This window comes from Microbispora sp. NBC_01389 (genome assembly GCF_045040095.1).
Taxonomy (GTDB): Bacteria; Actinomycetota; Actinomycetes; order Streptosporangiales; family Streptosporangiaceae; genus Microbispora.
In genome coordinates, this window is the sequence record NZ_CP109552.1 from 971,023 (window position 1) to 987,333 (window position 16,311).

The following is a 16,311-nucleotide window of genomic DNA, read 5'->3' on the forward strand; positions in this document are numbered from 1 at the left end:
ATCCCGGGACTGTGGAAGGGGCGACGGTGACGTCCGTACTTAAGCGCTCGGCCCACGCGGTCTCGTTCGCCGCCGGACGGCTCACCACGGAGGCGCGGGTGCTCCCGTCGTTCCTCATCGCCGGGGCGCAGCGGTGTGGCACGACCTCGCTCTACCGCGCGCTGTCACACCACCCGCTCGTCATGAAGCCGGTTCTGCGCAAGGGCGTCCACTACTTCGACATGGCCTACGACCGGGGCCTTCCCTGGTATCGCGCCCACTTCCCGCTGGTGACCACGGCGCGGGCGTTGGGCCGCAGGCACGGCGGGCGCGTCCAGGCCTTCGAATCCACCCCCTACTACCTCTTTCATCCGCTCGCGGGCGCCCGGATCGCCGCCGACCTGCCCGGCGTCAAGCTGATCGTCCTGGTCCGGGACCCGGTCGAGCGGGCCTGCTCCGCCCACGCGCACGAGCTGGCGCGGGGCTACGAGACCGAGCCGGGCTTCGAGCGCGCCGTCGAGCTCGAACCGCTCCGCCTGGCCGGAGAGATCGAACGGCTGCGGGACGTACCCGGCTACGTGAGCGCGGCCCACCGGCACCACGCCTATCTGGCCCGGGGACGGTACGCCGAGCAACTGGCCCGGCTGGAGCCCCTTTTCGGCCGCGACCGGATCCTCGTCCTCGACAGCGGGCGGATGTTCGACGACCCGGGCTCCGCGTACGACCGGGTGCTGGAATTTTTGGACCTGCCCCGGATCGGCGGCGTGGAGTTCGCGCGGCACAACGCCCGGCCGCGTACGGGCGTCGTGCCCGAGTCGGTGCGCCGCCGACTGAACGAGCACTTCGAGCCATGGGACGCCCTGCTCGTCCGGTGGCTGGGAGCCGACCCGTCATGGCGCCGCTGACCGGGGTGGTGCGCCGGGGGCTGCTCCGGCGCGGCCTGGTGCGGCACGGTGTCGCCGGTCTGTCCGCCGCCGCGACCGCCGCGATCGGGCAGTTCGCGATCGTGCTGGTGGTGACGCGGACGCTCGAACCCCGCGCCGCCGGCGCGTTCTTCACGGCCACCACGGCGTGCCTGATGCTCGCGGGCGTCGTACGCCTCGACACCGGCAACGGCCTCGTCCACGCCCTCGCCGGGAGCCGTACGAGGCCGGCGCGGAACGCCGGGTCGGCGGGATCGGTGCGGGGGGTCCTGGCCCCGGTGGCGGCGCTGTCGTGCGTGGCCGCGGCCGGGGTCTGGCTGGCGGCGGCTCCGCTGGCCGGGCTGACCGGCGTGTCCCCCGGCGTCTGGGCGGTGCTGGCCGCCGCCCTGCCGTTCGTGGTCCTCTCGGACGTGCTGGTCTGCGCCACCCGCGGCCTCGGCACGATGCGGCCGACGCTGCTGATCTCCGGGGCCGTCCAGCCGCTCGGGCAGCTCGCCCTCGTCACCGCGGCCGTCCTCGCCGGGGCTCCGCCGGCGGTGCTGGCGGCGGCCTGGGCACTGCCCTCCGTGGCCTGCGCGGTGCTCGCCGCCGTCCGGTTGCGCGGGCTCGGGCCGTACGACGTGGGAGACCTGCGCGCCTTCTGGCGGCACACCGCGCCCCGGTCGGTGGCGGCGGCGGTGCAGTCGGTGTTCCAGCGGCTCGACGTTGTGGTCGTCGCGCTGCTCGCCGGGCCGGCCGCCGCGGCCGTCTACACCGCCGCGACCCGCTTCAAGGTGGTGGGACAGCTCGCCGGTCAGGGGCTCGCCCAGGCCGCGCAGGCCCGCCTGGTCAGAGCCCTGGCGGAGGGCGACTCAACCACGGCCGGGAGGGTGTATCGGACCACGACGAGGTGGCTGGTCGGGCTGACGTGGCCGCTCTGGCTGGGGTACGCGGCGCTCGCGCCGTGGGCGCTGTCGCTGTTCGGGCCCGCGTACGCGGGGGGTGTCGCGATCGCGCTCGTCCTGTCGGCCACGATGATGGTCGCCACGGCCTGCGGGATGGTCGACGTCGTCCTCGTGGCGGCCGGGCGTACGGCGGCCAGTCTGGCGAACGTGTCCGCGGCCGTCGCCGTCACGGTCGCCCTCGACGTGCTGCTCGTCCCCGCGTACGGCGCGCTGGGAGCCGCGCTCGGCTGGTCGGGCGGGGTGCTGGTGAAGAACCTGCTGCCCGCCGTGCAGGTCTCCCGGCGCTACGGCCTGCGTCCGTTCGGCCTGGGTCCTGTGGCGCGGACGCCATGATGCCGTTACCCGCGTCGCCGTACGGGTGCGCGGCTGGGCCGCCTGTGCTGGTCACGGGCCTGCCGCGCAGCGGCACGAGCTGGGTGGGCCGGATGCTCACGGCGAGCGGCCGCCTGGTCTACGTCAACGAACCGCTCAACCCGCAGCGCCCGCCCGGCCGCTCCCCCGGCGTGCTCGACGCGTCCGTCACGCACCGGTTCCAGTACATCTGCCCGGACGACGAGGCGCCCTGGCTGACGGCGTTCTCCCGTACGGTCGCACTGCGCTACGGCTGGCCGGCGGAACTGCGCCGCAACCACCGGCCCGGCGACCTCGCCAGAATGGCCAAATACGGCACCGCCTTCACCCTCGGCCGGCTGCTCGCGCGGCGGGCGCTGCTCGACGACCCGTTCGCGCTGCTGTCCGCCGAATGGTTCGCCGGCCGCCTCGGCTGCCGGGTGGTCGTCGTGGTCCGCGACCCCGTGTCGTTCGCCGGAAGCTGGCGGCGGCTCGGCTGGTCGGTGGACGTCCGCGAACTGCTGAGCCAGCCGCTCCTGGTCCGCGACCATCCGTACGTCGCGGAGCTGGAGTCCGTCGTCGGCGGTCTGGACGTGATCGCGGGGGCGGCCATGCTGTGGCGCGTCGCTCACCAGGTCGTTCGCACGGTGGCCGGCCGTACCGGCGGCATCCTGGTCGTGCGGTACGAGGACCTGTGTGCGGCGCCGCTCGACGGTTTCCGCGACCTGTACGCCTGGTGCGGCCTGCCCTGGACCGATCGCGCCGCCCGCCGCGTCGCGGCCGCCTGCACGTCCCGCCGTGCCCCGGCCCGTTCCGCGTTCACCTGGACCGGCCTGTCCCGCACGGCCTTCCGTCCGATGGACTCCCGCCAGGCCCTCGCCTCGCCTTCCCTCCCCGCCGCAGACGCCACCCGCGTACGAGCCCTGACCGATCCGGCGGTATCCGGCTGAACAGTGGTGGTGGCGGCCGAGGTGTTCGAGGAGGCGGTCACTCACAGTTCGTCTTGGTGAAGACGCGGGCGAGCTGGTGGTCGATCACGGCTACGGCGTCCTCAGCGACCCGCTGCCTCAGCAGAATGCTCGACTGCATCCCCTCGGCGCCTGCCACCAGGAACGCGGCCTCCGCCGCGGCGTCGATGTCCCGGGGCACCTGACCGGTTTCCTGGCCCTGCGCGATCAGGTCGGCGACCAGGTTCTCCAGCCCACGCGGCGCAATCACCATGGCACCTGCCCGCCCGGCTCGTCACCCACGCCCGCCGCCGCATCCTGAAACTCAGCGCCACCTGGCCATGGAAGGAAGCGTTCCTGATCTGCTGGCAGCGGCTGTGCGCCCTGCCCGCACCGATCTGAGCAGGGCACATACGTGTCCCGCCGAGATAGGAAGGAGTGATCACACCACCCGCGGACCCCGGGGAAGCCGCCGCCCACCCGAACGCATCGGGCGGCACTCACGCCGTAAAGACAAGACGAACGGGACGATCAGACAGGAACCTCCGCCAAGCGGAGACCTTCACCGGGCCCGACCCAATCCGATCGTCGCCAATATTCTCCCCTTTGAGATATACAAGGACTTCCGCATTTTACAGTAAGCGACAACCAATCCCAGCTAATCCCATAGGTTGAAGAGCAATTCACCTACCGTGTTGGGTTCCCAGAAGGAAACCAGTTTCCGCTCAATCCTTCCCAGTTCCGCTAGATCACATGATTCAATTGGAGCATCCAGCATCTCTTTACCAAGAACTCTAAAGGGGCCGGAATTTGATAGCATATCCGAAATTTGATCATGATCGATAAAATCATATTCCATGTCACCCGGGCCCGGCGGCTCAGCGAGCGCCACAACGGGAATGACCTTATGAAATAGCATCGCGATCGGGCGCTTGCTATCTTCGATGACAAACGGCCAGAAACTCCCTTCTCCGTCAGCCGCTTGCCTCACTCTAAGATGAAGCACAAGAGCGACCAAGTGAGCAGTCGATACCACCTCCTCGAAGGAAATCCAGGAGGGTTTATCGCGCCGATCGAAGATGCCTGTGGCGCCGCGCGGAATCTTCACATTCCTCACTTGCAGTAGAATTGACCGATCTTGCCATTTTTGAAACCAACAGGGCACGTTCGCCCTCTATATGTTCCCGAGATTTGCCTCTTTCCCTTTTGTCCCACTCCTGCAGCGAGGTCCGCCGAGTTCTGTCTCATAATCTCCTCAATTCTCTCCTGTATATCCTGGACAGACCAATTCTTCGGAAAGAAGGACTGGGTCTCCTTTGCGGATCCATTCCAATAGCGGGGGTGATGGCGCAGCAAGAAATGTCTCATGCCTCCCCTGGTTAGTTAACTCGCCCCCAGCCGCGAAGCGCCGGTGGCGGGCCGTGGTGGCGCAGGTGTGCGCGGCGTCCGCCGTCACCAGCGCCCGGGCGGTGTCGACGCCCTCCAGCACGGCCTTGACCTGGGTGACCTCGGTGGTGTCGGCGGGCACCTGGACGTGGGCGAGCGTGACCGCGCCCCGCTTGCCACTTCGGTGCATCAAGGCGGACAACAGCACCAGCCGGCCCTCGTCGTTCCACGCCCCGTGCAGGTCCTTGCCGTCCAGCGCGACCGCCCAGCCGTCGCCGTCGCAGGCGGCGTGCGCTCTCAGCCACTGCCCGATCACGTGATCCAGGGCGTCGGCGTCCACCGCGAGCAAGACGCGGCGCAGCGTGCCGGCGCCGGGCGGGGAGTGCCGTCTGCGCAGTGGATGCCACCGCGCTCCCAGCAGTTCGAGTAGCCGGGGGGAGAAATCACGGGCATGCGAGCCCAGGTCCCGGTAGTTGCACGCCCCTCCCAAGATCGCAACCACCGCCACCGCGAGCACCGAGCCCAGCGTGTGCCGTACCCCGCGCCGCTTACGCGGATCGGTCAGGCCCGAAAGGGCCTCCAGCAGCGACGGCAGAGCAGAGACATGGGAGACTGACACCGATGACCTTCTTGTTCGGATCTTGGCAGCGTAGAGAACTCCCATGATCTCGAACGGAAGGTCATCCTCGTTTCAGCATCACGCTAGGTGACCAAAACCGATCCGGACACCAAGACACACTCGCCCCAGAGCGGCGACCTTGAAATCGCCCTGATCGCGGACAGTCCGAGGAACCGGGCCCACTCGTCACGACCCCACTGAGAGATAATCGCGGCTGCGATACCATCACAATCTTCCTGCAGCCCATTGCGGAAATGGCATCAAGGTACCAATACTGGGGGCAACTCGTTGCAGAATTGAAGCGAAATCACTTGCAAGTCGAGTCAACATAGAGACAATGTCCTCTTTGGCTGCTACCTCGAATTCCGGCTCAGGAGTCCAGGAAGTTCCCGAGCGACACCTTATCCTCAGCATCTCCCCATCGGGAATAAAATCCAAAATTCTCTGAACCCCTTGAGCATAGAAATCCAATTCGGTCAATTGCCCAGCCCTAAGATCTGCAATAAGCGTCGGCAACTGTTCGAGAATCGTAGACAGATCGTAATCAATACTTACTGGCCAAACATCCTGCCCGAACCCGCCGACCAAGAGACGGCAGTCCGTTTCGGACAACAGTTCACATGAGTACATGATCACTGAATCGAACTCTTCCAGATCCTCGGCCGGGTCAACAAATAGGACCTCATCACGAAGTACGGGCCCTTCTAACACGATACGAAAAGTCATCTTCACCCGACCGATGATTAGAGTACCGGATATGCAGTCTTGAATGTCCCGTTTGGATTTCGAACGATGATCGCGTGCGTAGCCGGCGTGAAAGGATACGGCCGCCGGGCAAGATCTCTCGCTATCCGAGTGTGGTGTCGCCGAGGGATGCGAGGAGGGTGCGCAGGGCGTCGGCCAGGTGGTCGCGGTCGCGGGGGTCGAGGGCGGCGAGCAGGCGCTCCTCGTTCGCGACGTGCGGCGCCAGCATCTCGTCCACGAGCGCGAGCCCGCGGTCGGTGAGCCGCACCCGGACCGACCTGCGGTCCTCCTCGTCCGGCAGCCGATCGACCAGCCCCTTGGCCACCATCCGGTCGACCCGGTTGGTGATCGCGCCGGAAGTCACCATCGCCGCCTTGACCAGGGCGCCCGCCGCCAGCTCGTACGGCGGGCCCGAGCGGCGGAGCGTCGCGAGCACGTCGAACTCCCAGTGTTCCAGCCCGTACGACGCGAAGAACTCCTTCAACTCCCGGTCCAGCAGCTTGGCCAGCCGCGAGACCCGCCCGACGACGCCCATCGGCCAGGGGTCCACGTCCGGCCGTTCCCGCCGCCACTGATCCAGCAACAGGTCCACGGCGTCGCCCATCGACACCCCTCCATATATCTCAACGTTCGCTTACTTGACGTTAAAGCTTCTTGCATGTTTTTATCTCAACGTTGAGATTATCAACGGAGGAGTAATCATGGGAGCCGCGAACCGCACGTCCATGTCGATCGCGGGCACTCTGGCGGTCACCGGGCTGACCCCACTGGTCTGGGGCTCGACGTACGCGGTGACGACCGAGTTCCTGCCGCCGGACCGCCCGTTGTTCACCGCGCTGACCAGGGCGTTACCGGCCGGGCTCGGGCTGCTCGCCGTCACCCGCGTGCTGCCACGCGGTGAGTGGATCTGGCGGGCGGCGACGCTCGGCGTGCTGAACATCGGGGCGTTCTTCCCGTTCCTGTTCCTCGCGGCGTACCGGCTGCCCGGCGGCGTCGCCGCCGTGCTGGGCGCGGCGGGCCCGCTGTTCGCGCTCGCCTTCGCCCGCGCCCTGCTCGCCGAACGGCCGACCGGCCGGAAACTGCTCGCCGGCCTCACCGGGCTGGCCGGCGTCGGCCTGGTCGTCCTGCGCGCCGACGCGGGGCTCGACGTGATCGGGGTGCTGGCCGGGCTCGCCGGGGCCGCCTCCATGTCCGCCGGAACGGTGCTGACCAAGCGCTGGGGCCGTCCCGAGGGCGTCGGAGCCCTCGCGCTCACCGGATGGCAACTGACCGCGGGCGGGCTGCTGCTCCTCCCGGTCGCCCTGCTCATCGAAGGGGCACCGCCAGCGTTGACCAGCGAGAACGTCCTGGGCTACGCCTATCTCGGGATCGTCGGCACCGCCTGCGCGTACTGGATCTGGTTCCGCGGCATCTCCCGGCTCCCCGCGACCTCGGTCGCCTTCCTGGCCCTGCTCAGCCCGGTGTCGGCCACCGTGATCGGCTGGGCGGCGCTCGGCCAGGCCCTCACCCCGATCCAGCTGCTGGGCATGGCCCTCGCCCTCGCCGGCACCCTGCTCGGCCAGGCCCCCGCGTCCCCTCCCGTACGGCCCGCCGCCCCGGGCGGTGGATCCGTCCCGCTGAACGATCTCAAGGCCGTAACCTCCTGACTCTCCGCAGGCGACACGCGTACGCGGGGGCCGGGCGCCCGGACGGGCGTGCGAAGATTTTCACGCTGTGCTGCGACGAGCGGAGAGACAAGCGGAGGGCGGCGCGATGCGCGAGGAGACGATCGGCGACTTCCTGTTCCACCTCGCCGACCGGGTGCCGGCGCCCGGCGGAGGCGCCGCGGCGGCCCTGCAGGCCGCCCAGGCCGTGGCGCTGCTGGGGATGGTCGCGCGTTACAGCACCGGCGAGAAGTACGCCGAGCACACGTCCCTGGTCGAACGGATCATCGGCGAGACCGACGTGCTGCGGTCGGAGGCCCTGCGCCTGGCCGAGGACGACGCGGCGGCCTTCGGGGCGGTGGCCAATGCCTACAAGCTGCCCAAGGACACCGACGAGGCGAAGGACGCCCGGTCCGCCGCCATCGCGCGGGCCCTGGTGGTGGCGGGCACCGTGCCGGCGAAGGTGGTCGACGTCGCCCGGCGGGCCGTCGAGATCGCCGAGGAACTGCTACCCGTCGCCAACCGCAACGTCGTCTCCGACATCGCCGCCGCCACTGAGGCCGCGCGGGCCGCCGCGACCACCGCCCGGGTGAACATCGAGATCAACCTGGGCGGTATCAAGGACGAGAAGGTCCGCGCCGGGCTGGCCGCCGAGGCGGCGGAGGTGGACGGCGTCGCCGCGCGTGCCGAGCGGGTCACCGCCGCCGTACGGGAGGAGATCGCCGGATGAGCGCCCGCGTGCTGTCCGGCAAGGAACTCGCCGCGTCCATCCGGTCCGAGGCCACCGGGCGGGCCGCCGAACTCGCGGCGGCCGGGGCCCCGGCGAAGCTCGCGGTCGTCGTCGCCACGGCGGACGAGTCCAGCGCCTGGTACGTCCGCTCGATCGCCCGGGCCGCCGAGAAGTCCGGGATCATGTGCGAGATCGTCGACCTCGGCGCGGAGGCCGGACCCGCCCTGATCCGCGACAGGCTGGCGTCGCTGAGCACCGACGACACCGTCAACGGGATCATCCTCCAGACTCCGCTGCCGCAGGGGGCCAGGCTTGAGGACCTGGCCGGCGCCATCGCGTTCGAAAAGGACGTCGACGGCGCTAACCCGCTCTCGCTCGGCCGCCTGGCCGCCGGACTGCCCGCGTTCGCCCCGGCGACCGCCGAGGCGGTCGTCGCGATCCTCGACCACCACGGGATCGACCTGGCCGGCCGGCACGTCGCCGTGGTCGGCCGCTCCACCGTCGTCGGCAAGCCCGCCGCCCACCTCCTGCTGGACCGGAACGCCACCGTGACGGTCTGTCACTCCCGTACGAGGGACCTGGCCGCCGTCACCTCCACGGCCGACGTGGTCGTCGCCGCGGTCGGCCGCGCCGGCCTGATCACCGCCGAGCACGTACGGCCGGGAGCGGTCGTGGTGGACGTCGGCACCAACCCCACCGAGGACGGCGGCCTGGTCGGCGACGTGGACGCCGTCGCGGTCGCCGAGAGGGCCGGAGCGCTCACGCCCGTGCCCGGCGGCGTCGGCCCGGTGACCACCGCCCTCCTGCTGCGCCACACCGTCCACGCCGCGGACCGTACTTGTCCCGGCCCCCGCTGATCAAGCCGTCGTCGCGCAGGTCCACCCCGCCGCTGGGAGGTAAGGCGTCGCGCCCACGGCTCTTCACTTCGGAACGTGTTCCGAAGTAGTATGAGGCATGACCATGCCGACTGTCCCGTTCTCCGACTTGTCGAAGCACTCCAAGCGCGTCGCCGAGACGGTGGAGCGGGTTCACCGCGTGCATATCAAGCGGCGCGACGGGGAGGATCTGTTCATCTCCACCGCTCGTCACGACCGCGAACGCGAGGAGACCGCCGAGGTCGCGGCCCGCATGGTCTCGGCGCTCCTGTCCAGCGAAGAGGGCACGCAGGTCGTTCTGCACGCCCTGCCCCGCGTCTTCCCCTGGGTCAGGCACCTGTCCGGCGACGAGAGACAGCAGTTCATCCAGGACCTTCTCGATGCCACTCATGACGCGATAGATCTGGACGTGCACGCGACACTGCACCGGGTCATCGTCGAGTGGCGGGCCACAGCCCGAATACTGGCGAGTCCGGCTCTGACCGCACAGCTCACCCGGCCGCTTCCGGACGAGGACCACGGCGAGGTGCTCGCGCCGTGAGCCCCAAGCGCGGAGACGCGGTGGCTCCACCGCCGGTCGGCGACGAGTGGCATCTGCGCTTCGCCACCAGCGAGGCCGCCAAAGGCTGGAGCGACCTGTGCACGGATGCGGCCGGGAACACCCGGCGCTGTTTCGAGGCGTTACGCGCCGACCCGCTGTCACAGAATGACCCCGACCGGCAGCATCGCCTGCGTGGCCGCCTTGCGACGGGATCGCTCGGCGGCCGCGACTACCCCCAGTGGGAGTACGAGGTCACCGCGGGCGGTCGTGTCCGCTACCTGGTCGACGAGTCCCGGCGCACCGTCTACCTCGTCTACGCCTCGACTCGCCATCCCAAGGACACCGACGCCTGACCGCGACATTCCCCCAGGGGCCACTACAAGCGCCGCTGCCGACGCGAAACCCGTTTGGTAGCGTCCCCCGAGGAAGGCGGAACCCGGCCACCTCCTCTTCTCCGCGGCGGGGCGGCGCAGCGCCGCCGGGAAGGACATGTGCCGATGTCTGAGGAACCGACCATCTAGCAGATCCGGTTGTGCGTTTATGCGACTGCCCAACAGGCCGAAGAGATCAAGGAACACGTCACGAGACTGCTGTGCCCGGATCCGGACCATGCTCCGCCGTGCCCGATTCCGTGGTCGGTGTCGCTGCTCCGCCAATCGGACCTTGGCGAGCACAGCGCGTACGCGGAACTCGTCGAACAGGCCAGGATCGAGAGCCCGCCGCCATGACCGCAGCGTAGAACCGAGCAGAACGAAGAACCAGAGCTCTCCGCCCGCGAAAAGATCACGCTCCTTGGGCGCCGTCAGGGTGAGCGCCGGCGTCCTGGTGGGCGACCGGTGAGTGCGCGGTGGAGGAGGGCGTGGGTGAGGAGGCGGAGGGCGAAGGGGAGGTCGTCGACGAGGTAGCGGCGGGCGAGCCGATGGGGCTCACTGATCAGGCGGAACAGCCATTCCAGCCCGTGGTCGCCCATCCAGCCGGGGGCGCGGCGCACCGACCCGGCGGCGAAGGCGATGGCCGCGCCGCAGCCCACGAACCACGAGCCCGGCAGGTCGGGCCGGAGCCGCTCGATGAGCCGGTCCTGCCGGGGGAACCCGAGACCCACGAAGACCAGGGACGGCCGCGCGGCGACGAGTCGCGCCCGCACCTCCGCCAGGGCCGCCGGGCTGGTCTCGAACCCGTACGGCGGAGCGTGGACGCCCGCCACCACCAGGCCCGGATGCCGCCCGCACAGCGCGTCACGCGCCGCCTCGGCGACGCCCGGCGGCCCCCCGATCAGGTAGACGGGCAGGCCGCGCGCCGCGGCGGCCCCGGTCAGCGACCAGATCAGGTCGGCTCCCGTCACCCGCTCCGGCAGCGGAGTCCCGAGCAGCCGCGACGCCCAGACCAGGGGCATGCCGTCGGCCACGGCGAGCTCGGCCGCGTCGATCAGCGTACGCAGGGAGGGGTCGCGGGCGGCGGCCCGGCAGATGTCGACGTTCGGCGTGACCAGGTGACCTCCCTCGCCGCGCTCCAGGGCGACCATGATGTGGGCCACCACCTGCGCCTCGGTGAACGGGTCGAGCAGCACCCCGCCCACCCCGACCCTGTCCGTCCCGGGCCCGCCCACCTCGTTCCCGGCCCAGCCGGGCCGGGCCGCGAACGCCGGGTCCAGAGCGGCCGTGGGGGTCGATGCGGGATCGGTCATCAGATGCCGTGGCCGCGCAGGTGGAGGGCGTGCAGTACGGCGCGCGGGGTGAGCAGGCCGCCGGCGACCGCCAGCGCCACCGCGGCGCGCGGCTCGCCCGGCCGGGCGGAGAAGGCCCGCAGCGACCACCGGGCGGCCTCGCGGCGCCGTCCGAGAGCGGCGTGGCAGAAGGCGAGCTGCCCGTAGACGCGGGCCGCGCCGCGGGGTTCGACGGCCAGGCCCGGATGCCGGGCGAGCATCCACTCCAGCCCCGCGATCCGGTCGGCCCACCGCACCGCATAGTGCGACGACCCCCAGCGCACCCGTACGAGCGGGTGGTCGACGTGGACGATCGGGTGCCGCCGGGCGGCCCGCAGCGCGAGGTCCCAGTCCTCGTTCTGGCCGCCGGGGGCGCTCTCGTCCACCCACGTGGAACCACGCCGGAACAGGTACGTCGAGGAGTGGACCATCATCATCCGCGAGCGGGTGAGGTGGTGGTGGGCGACCCGGTCGGTGCCGGCCAGCCGCGGCACGCGGCGCGTGCCGTACTCGACCTCGACCGCGCAGCTGGCGAAGGCCGCCGCGGGCTCCTCCGCGAGCGCGGCCACCTGGGCGGCCAGCTTGCCCGGCAGCCAGAGGTCGTCGTCGTCGCAGAAGGCGACGAGATCGGTCTCCAGCACGGCGATCCCGGTGTTCCTGGCGCCCGGCAGCCCGGGGGTGCGCCGGTTGCCCAGCACCCGGACGCCGCGCGGGCCTCCGCTTCCGGGCAGGGCCACACCGGCGACCTGTCCGGCCACCTGGGGAGCCGGGACGCCGTCGGCCACGACCAGCACGCGCACCTCGCCGCCGTACTCCTGACCGAGCACTCCGGTCAGCGCGGCCCGGAGCGGGCCGGGCCGGTCGCCCCTGGTGGGGATGACGACCCCGACCGACGGCGTCACCGCCCGGCTCCCGCGAGGCGGTAGCCGTACCAGAGGAGCAGCGGGAAGGTGAGCGCGGTGACCAGCCACCGCTGCGCACGCGGCAGGGGCGCGGTGCGGTCGCGCAGCTCGACCGGGCCGACGGAGAAGCGCATCGGATTGCCGGAGACGGTGTGGGCGACGCCGAGGCGCGCGTGGTGGCCGTCCAGGAAGTCGAGCCCGCCGGTGGGCAGCCCGAGCCGCATGGCGAGGCGGGTGACGGTGGCGCGCGGGTCGCGCAGCAGGTCCTCGTGCCGGACCCGGACGACCCGCACGCCCCGGCGGCGCAGGATCTCGAAGGCGAGGTTCTGGGCCAGCCAGTGGACGGCGGTCCTGGCGGGCGTCCAGCGGGTCATCGGCCGCCCGTTCTCCGGCCTGCGCACCCTGCGGCGCCAGGACGCGGCCACCGCCCTCGGGTCGCGCACCACGTGGACGACCCGCAGTTTCATGATCGCGGCCAGGCAGTACGCCAGGGAGGCGTGCTTGCTGGAGTCGACGACGGCCCGGGCGTCGGCCACCTCGGCCGCCGCCGCGTAGATGCGGGAGTACGACCGGACGTATTCGGCCAGTTCGGCCTCACGGCTCGGGAGCCCGAGAGCGAGGACGGGCAGCCGGCGGGTGCGGTCGACCCGCATGCGCAGGCCCGGGAGCCACCCCGCCTGGCTCTGCCGCCACTGCCCGAACGCGTGCTCGCCCACCTTCGTCCAGAACGGGCACCGGGAGAACGGCTGCCCGCAGCCGCAGGGCTCGTCGGCCCGCACCCCGCGCTCCCACAGATGGACCACCTCGCCGAGCGGCGCCACCCCCGGCAGTTCGCCGAGCAGGCGCTCGATCAGGGTGCTTCCGCTGCGTCCCAGGCCGCCTACGAAGATCACCCGATGAGCGTCGGCCACGTGTCCTCCACGAAACGGATGCGAAACGTGACGACCCTAGCGCGCAGAGTAATCCACCGGCTGGCGATCCCCAAAGGATCTACCGGAGGGCGGGGTGGCTCCTTGCCTACGAGAACGGCCCCCGGCGCGGGCGCGCTCGGGGGCCGTTGAGCAGGGAATCAGTGCGCGTCGACGATCATTCCGGCGCCGACGGTGCCGTTGGTGGCCTCGTCGATCAGGATGAAGCCGCCGGTGAGGCGGTTGCGGGCGTAGTCGTCCACGAACAGCGGCTGGGTCGTCCGCAGCGACACCCGGCCGATCTCGTTCAGGCCGAGGCCGGTGGCCGACTCGTCCCGGTGCAGGGTGTTGACGTCGAGCCGGTAGTGCAGGTCGCGCACCAGCGCCCGGGCCGTACGGGTGGTGTGCTTGATGATCAGCTTCGACCTGGGCTGGAGCTTCACGCCGTCGGCCATCCAGCTGACCATCGCGTCGATCTCCTGGGCGGCCTGCGGCTGGTTGTTCGGCCGGCAGATCATGTCGCCGCGGGAGATGTCGATGTCGTCGGCCAGCCGCAGCGTGACCGACATGGGCGGGAACGCCTCCTCCACCGGCCCGTCGAAGGTGTCGATCGCGGCGATGGTGGTGGTCAGGCCCGAGGGCAGGTGCAGCACCTCGTCACCCGGCTTGAGCACGCCGCCCGCGACCTGCCCGGCGTACCCCCGGTAGTCGTGCAGCTCCTGGCTGGTCGCGCTGTGCGGGCGGATGACGTACTGCACCGGGAAGCGCACGTCGACCAGGTTGCGGTCGGAGGCGATGTGCACGTGCTCCAGGTGGTGCAGCAGCGAGGAGCCCTCGTACCACGGCATGTTCTCGGAGCGGGAGACGACGTTGTCGCCGTGCAGCGCCGAGATCGGGATGAAGGTGAGGTCGCTCGCGTTCAGCTTGCTGGCGAACGCGGTGAACTCCTCGCGGATTTCGTCGAAGCGGGCCTCGGAGTAGTCGACGAGGTCCATCTTGTTGACCGCCAGGACCAGGTGCGGCACCCGCAGCAGCGTCGTCAGGAAGGCGTGCCGCCGCGACTGCTCCAGCACGCCCTTGCGCGCGTCGATGAGGATGATCGCCAGGTCGGCGGTGGAGGCGCCGGTGACCATGTTCCGGGTGTACTGGATGTGCCCCGGGGTGTCGGCGATGATGAACTTCCGCTTGGGCGTGGCGAAGTAGCGGTAGGCCACGTCGATCGTGATGCCCTGCTCGCGCTCGGCCCGCAGGCCGTCGGTCAGCAGCGACAGGTCGGTGTATTCCGTGCCCCGGTCGCGGGAGGTCCGCTCGACCGCCTCCAGCTGGTCCTCGAAGATCGCCTTGGAGTCGAACAGCAGCCGCCCGATCAGCGTGGACTTGCCGTCGTCGACGCTGCCCGCCGTCGCGAAACGAAGGATGTCCATCAGAAGTAGCCTTCCTTCTTGCGATCTTCCATGGCGGCCTCGGACGCCCGGTCGTCGGCGCGGGTCGCGCCGCGCTCGGTGATCCGGGTGGCGGCGATCTCGTCGATGATCTGCTCGACGGTCGTGGCGGTGGAGGCGACCGCCCCGGTGCAGGTCATGTCGCCGACCGTGCGGTAGCGGACGACCGCGTCGAACACCGGCTCGTCGTCGCCCCGCTGGACGACCTCCGAGTCGGCCAGCAGCATGCCGTCGCGCTCGAAGACCGCGCGGGAGTGGGCGAAGTAGATCGACGGGATCTCGATGCCCTCCCGCCGGATGTAGTGCCACACGTCCAGCTCGGTCCAGTTCGACAACGGGAACACGCGGATGTGCTCACCGCGGCGGATCTTGGTGTTGTAGAGGTTCCACAGCTCGGGACGCTGGTTCTTCGGGTCCCACTGGCCGAAGTCGTCGCGGAAGGAGAACACCCGCTCCTTGGCCCGGGCCTTCTCCTCGTCGCGCCGGGCCCCGCCGAACACCGCGTCGAACTCGTGCTCCTCGATGGCGTCCAGCAGGGTCGTGGTCTGCAGCCGGTTGCGGGAGGCCCGCCGCCCGGTCTCCTCGGCCACCCGCCCGGCGTCGATCGACGCCTGGACCGAGGCGACCACCAGCCGCGCGCCGAGCTCGCCGACGCGGCGGTCGCGGTAGTCGATCACCTCGGAGAAGTTGTGCCCGGTGTCGACGTGCATGAGGGGGAAGGGGATCGGCGCCGGCCAGAACGCCTTCTCCGCGACCCGCAGCATGACGATGGAGTCCTTGCCGCCGGAGAAGAGCAGACAGGGGCGCTCGAACTCGGCCGCGACCTCACGCATGATGTGGATCGCCTCGGCCTCGAGCACGTCGAGCTGCGACGTGGTGTAGTCACGCTGAAGCATTCGGCTTCCTTCAGGGAGTCTGGCGATGCAGGTCACGGATTCCGGCGAGCAACGTTGGCGCCAGATCCGGTAGGGAGACCAGGATATCCGGGAGTGACGGGTCCCCCTGGTTGTAGGTCAGGTTTGAGCCGTCGATCCTGCTCGCGTGGGCCCCTGCCGCGAGCGCCACCGCGACCGGCGCGGCCGAGTCCCACTCGTACTGGCCTCCCGCGTGGACGTACGCCTCGACCTCGCCCGTGAGCACGGCGGCGATCTTGGCGCCGGCCGAGCCGATCGGGACGAGCTCCGCGCCGAGGCGGGCGGCGAGGTCACGGACGAACTCCGGCGGCCGGGTGCGGCTGACCGCGATGCGGAACGGCTCGCGCACCTTCTCCGGCAGCTCCGGCGGAGCCGCAGTGGTGAGCGTGCGACCCTGTGCCGATCCAGGCCAGGCCGGCAGCGCGACGGCGCCCGCCGTCAGGGAGCCCCGCTCCCACAACGCGACGTGGACGGCCCAGTCGGCGCGGCCCTCCTCGGAGAACTCGCGGGTGCCGTCGAGGGGGTCGACGATCCAGACGCGTCCGGCCGACAGCCGCCGGGGGTCCATCCGCTCCTCGCGGGTCGCCTCCTCCGACAGCACGGCGTCGTCCGGGCGGAGCCGCCGCAGGGCGTCCATCAGGAACCGGTGCGAGGCCTGGTCACCGGCGTCCTTCAACGCCGGGCCGTTCTCGAAACCGAGGCGTGCGCGCAGCTCCAGGAGCCGCTCCCCCGCCTCCGACGCCAGCTCCCCCGCGAGGGAATGGTCGTCCCGCATCGTCATC

20 protein-coding genes are annotated in these 16,311 nt (G+C 70.5%); 8 read left to right on the forward strand and 12 right to left on the reverse strand.

What is annotated here, in order from left to right; translation table 11 throughout:
• Positions 1 to 26: 26 nt before the first annotated feature.
• From OG344_RS04415 to OG344_RS04425, 3 genes are read left to right on the forward strand one after another with little or no spacing between them, the layout of a single operon-like run.
• Entirely contained in the window at positions 27 to 884 is an 858-nt protein-coding gene (locus OG344_RS04415; protein WP_405087081.1) for a sulfotransferase domain-containing protein, read from the forward strand.
• On the forward strand, positions 872 to 2,179 hold the full coding sequence (locus OG344_RS04420) for a lipopolysaccharide biosynthesis protein (RefSeq protein WP_405087082.1): 1,308 nt from the start codon (positions 872 to 874) through the stop codon (positions 2,177 to 2,179). The genes OG344_RS04415 and OG344_RS04420 overlap by 13 nt, the downstream gene beginning before the upstream one ends.
• Positions 2,176 to 3,126: a sulfotransferase domain-containing protein gene (locus OG344_RS04425; protein WP_405087083.1), complete on the forward strand. Its 951-nt coding sequence runs from the start codon at positions 2,176 to 2,178 to the stop codon at positions 3,124 to 3,126. Before OG344_RS04420 ends, OG344_RS04425 begins: the two co-directional genes overlap by 4 nt.
• 37 nt (positions 3,127 to 3,163) lie before the next feature.
• Here the strand turns inward: OG344_RS04425 and OG344_RS04430 are convergent, their stop codons facing one another.
• The 6 genes from OG344_RS04430 to OG344_RS04455 all read right to left on the reverse strand — a co-directional run bounded on the left by OG344_RS04430 (position 3,164) and on the right by OG344_RS04455 (position 6,476).
• Positions 3,164 to 3,397: a TetR family transcriptional regulator C-terminal domain-containing protein gene (locus OG344_RS04430; protein WP_327047983.1), complete on the reverse strand. Its 234-nt coding sequence runs from the start codon at positions 3,395 to 3,397 to the stop codon at positions 3,164 to 3,166.
• Positions 3,398 to 3,781: 384 nt separating this feature from the next.
• On the reverse strand, positions 3,782 to 4,231 hold the full coding sequence (locus OG344_RS04435; RefSeq protein WP_405087084.1) for a hypothetical protein: 450 nt from the start codon (positions 4,229 to 4,231) through the stop codon (positions 3,782 to 3,784).
• 5 nt (positions 4,232 to 4,236) lie between these two features.
• Positions 4,237 to 4,491, reverse strand: coding sequence for an EndoU domain-containing protein (locus OG344_RS04440; RefSeq protein WP_405087085.1), 255 nt, complete (start codon positions 4,489 to 4,491; stop codon positions 4,237 to 4,239).
• Positions 4,379 to 5,128 carry a transposase family protein gene (locus tag OG344_RS04445; protein WP_405087086.1) on the reverse strand — a complete coding sequence of 250 codons (750 nt, stop codon included), beginning with the start codon at positions 5,126 to 5,128 and terminating at the stop codon, positions 4,379 to 4,381. Before OG344_RS04445 ends, OG344_RS04440 begins: the two co-directional genes overlap by 113 nt.
• Positions 5,129 to 5,353: 225 nt before the next feature.
• Positions 5,354 to 5,860, reverse strand: coding sequence for a hypothetical protein (locus OG344_RS04450; protein ID WP_327047986.1), 507 nt, complete (start codon positions 5,858 to 5,860; stop codon positions 5,354 to 5,356).
• 115 nt (positions 5,861 to 5,975) lie between these two features.
• Positions 5,976 to 6,476, reverse strand: coding sequence for a MarR family winged helix-turn-helix transcriptional regulator (locus tag OG344_RS04455; RefSeq protein WP_405087087.1), 501 nt, complete (start codon positions 6,474 to 6,476; stop codon positions 5,976 to 5,978).
• 97 nt (positions 6,477 to 6,573) lie between these two features.
• Here OG344_RS04455 and OG344_RS04460 point away from each other — a divergent pair, with 97 nt between their 5' ends.
• From OG344_RS04460 to OG344_RS04480, 5 genes are all read left to right on the forward strand, one after another.
• Positions 6,574 to 7,518 (forward strand): EamA family transporter, encoded by a 945-nt coding sequence (locus OG344_RS04460; RefSeq protein ID WP_405087088.1) that lies wholly within the window; start codon positions 6,574 to 6,576, stop codon positions 7,516 to 7,518.
• Positions 7,519 to 7,585: 67 nt separating this feature from the next.
• Positions 7,586 to 8,245 carry a cyclodeaminase/cyclohydrolase family protein gene (locus OG344_RS04465; RefSeq protein ID WP_405087089.1) on the forward strand — a complete coding sequence of 220 codons (660 nt, stop codon included), beginning with the start codon at positions 7,586 to 7,588 and terminating at the stop codon, positions 8,243 to 8,245.
• Positions 8,242 to 9,102 (forward strand): bifunctional 5,10-methylenetetrahydrofolate dehydrogenase/5,10-methenyltetrahydrofolate cyclohydrolase, encoded by an 861-nt coding sequence (locus OG344_RS04470; RefSeq protein ID WP_405087090.1) that lies wholly within the window; start codon positions 8,242 to 8,244, stop codon positions 9,100 to 9,102. The genes OG344_RS04465 and OG344_RS04470 overlap by 4 nt, the downstream gene beginning before the upstream one ends.
• A 97-nt stretch (positions 9,103 to 9,199) precedes the next feature.
• Positions 9,200 to 9,661 carry a hypothetical protein gene (locus tag OG344_RS04475; RefSeq protein WP_405087091.1) on the forward strand — a complete coding sequence of 154 codons (462 nt, stop codon included), beginning with the start codon at positions 9,200 to 9,202 and terminating at the stop codon, positions 9,659 to 9,661.
• Positions 9,658 to 10,014: a hypothetical protein gene (locus OG344_RS04480; protein WP_117409250.1), complete on the forward strand. Its 357-nt coding sequence runs from the start codon at positions 9,658 to 9,660 to the stop codon at positions 10,012 to 10,014. Before OG344_RS04475 ends, OG344_RS04480 begins: the two co-directional genes overlap by 4 nt.
• Before the next feature lie 449 nt (positions 10,015 to 10,463).
• Here OG344_RS04480 and OG344_RS04485 read toward each other — a convergent pair whose 3' ends face one another.
• The 6 genes from OG344_RS04485 to OG344_RS04510 form a co-directional block, all read right to left on the reverse strand.
• Positions 10,464 to 11,345, reverse strand: a complete 882-nt coding sequence (locus OG344_RS04485; protein WP_405087092.1) for a WecB/TagA/CpsF family glycosyltransferase — start codon at positions 11,343 to 11,345, stop codon at positions 10,464 to 10,466.
• Entirely contained in the window at positions 11,345 to 12,265 is a 921-nt protein-coding gene (locus OG344_RS04490) for a glycosyltransferase family 2 protein (protein ID WP_405087093.1), read from the reverse strand. Before OG344_RS04490 ends, OG344_RS04485 begins: the two co-directional genes overlap by 1 nt.
• Complete coding sequence (locus OG344_RS04495) at positions 12,262 to 13,176, reverse strand: sulfotransferase (protein WP_405087094.1); 915 nt, start codon at positions 13,174 to 13,176, stop codon at positions 12,262 to 12,264. The genes OG344_RS04490 and OG344_RS04495 overlap by 4 nt, the downstream gene beginning before the upstream one ends.
• Positions 13,177 to 13,334: 158 nt before the next feature.
• Positions 13,335 to 14,597, reverse strand: a complete 1,263-nt coding sequence (gene cysN, locus OG344_RS04500) for a sulfate adenylyltransferase subunit CysN (RefSeq protein ID WP_327047999.1) — start codon at positions 14,595 to 14,597, stop codon at positions 13,335 to 13,337.
• Positions 14,597 to 15,511 carry a sulfate adenylyltransferase subunit CysD gene (gene cysD, locus OG344_RS04505; protein WP_327048000.1) on the reverse strand — a complete coding sequence of 305 codons (915 nt, stop codon included), beginning with the start codon at positions 15,509 to 15,511 and terminating at the stop codon, positions 14,597 to 14,599. The genes cysN and cysD overlap by 1 nt, the downstream gene beginning before the upstream one ends.
• Positions 15,512 to 15,521: 10 nt before the next feature.
• Entirely contained in the window at positions 15,522 to 16,310 is a 789-nt protein-coding gene (locus tag OG344_RS04510) for a 3'(2'),5'-bisphosphate nucleotidase CysQ (RefSeq protein WP_405087095.1), read from the reverse strand.
• Between the last annotated feature and the right edge of the window lies 1 nt (position 16,311).

Coding starts and splice junctions, on each gene's coding strand:
- OG344_RS04475 (WP_405087091.1), top strand. CDS start 9,200: ATGACCATGCCGACTGTCCCGTTCTCCGACTTGTCGAAGCACTCCAAG.
- OG344_RS04425 (WP_405087083.1), top strand. CDS start 2,176: ATGATGCCGTTACCCGCGTCGCCGTACGGGTGCGCGGCTGGGCCGCCT.
- OG344_RS04455 (WP_405087087.1), bottom strand. CDS start 6,476: ATGGGCGACGCCGTGGACCTGTTGCTGGATCAGTGGCGGCGGGAACGG.
- OG344_RS04440 (WP_405087085.1), bottom strand. CDS start 4,491: ATGAGACATTTCTTGCTGCGCCATCACCCCCGCTATTGGAATGGATCC.
- OG344_RS04485 (WP_405087092.1), bottom strand. CDS start 11,345: ATGACCGATCCCGCATCGACCCCCACGGCCGCTCTGGACCCGGCGTTC.
- OG344_RS04460 (WP_405087088.1), top strand. CDS start 6,574: ATGGGAGCCGCGAACCGCACGTCCATGTCGATCGCGGGCACTCTGGCG.
- OG344_RS04510 (WP_405087095.1), bottom strand. CDS start 16,310: ATGACGATGCGGGACGACCATTCCCTCGCGGGGGAGCTGGCGTCGGAG.
- OG344_RS04420 (WP_405087082.1), top strand. CDS start 872: ATGGCGCCGCTGACCGGGGTGGTGCGCCGGGGGCTGCTCCGGCGCGGC.
- cysD (WP_327048000.1), bottom strand. CDS start 15,511: ATGCTTCAGCGTGACTACACCACGTCGCAGCTCGACGTGCTCGAGGCC.
- OG344_RS04470 (WP_405087090.1), top strand. CDS start 8,242: ATGAGCGCCCGCGTGCTGTCCGGCAAGGAACTCGCCGCGTCCATCCGG.
- cysN (WP_327047999.1), bottom strand. CDS start 14,597: ATGGACATCCTTCGTTTCGCGACGGCGGGCAGCGTCGACGACGGCAAG.
- OG344_RS04430 (WP_327047983.1), bottom strand. CDS start 3,397: ATGGTGATTGCGCCGCGTGGGCTGGAGAACCTGGTCGCCGACCTGATC.